This is a genomic window from Psychrobacter sp. 16-MNA-CIBAN-0192, from assembly GCF_040309565.1.
Taxonomy (GTDB): domain Bacteria; phylum Pseudomonadota; class Gammaproteobacteria; order Pseudomonadales; family Moraxellaceae; genus Psychrobacter.
This window is the reverse complement of the sequence record NZ_JBEOOX010000553.1, coordinates 1-249: the sequence shown is the minus strand read 5'-3', so window position 1 is coordinate 249 and position 249 is coordinate 1. Positions and strand designations below refer to the sequence as shown.

At 40.2% G+C, this 249-nt stretch carries 1 protein-coding gene; it reads left to right on the top strand.

Annotated features, from left to right (window positions below; genetic code table 11):
• Positions 1–249: UvrD-helicase domain-containing protein (locus AAEY78_RS14345; protein WP_352340106.1), on the top strand; the 249-nt coding region annotated here is incomplete at both ends.

The window sequence follows — 249 nt, the reverse complement described above, 5'->3', positions numbered from 1 at the left end:
AAGCAATACCACTTTAGCTATGATAGGCGATCCCAAACAAGCTATTTATGGCTTTAGGGGCGCAGATATATTTACCTACATTGGTGCCAAAGAGGCCGTAGAGCAGTCGCAACAATTTACCCTAGGCACTAATTTTCGCTCCAGCAGCGATATCGTCAACAGCGTAAATAGCTTGTTTAGTAAATACGACAACAGCTTTATTTATAACGATGCCATTCCTTTTAATAAAGTGAAAGCCAAGGGTAAAAA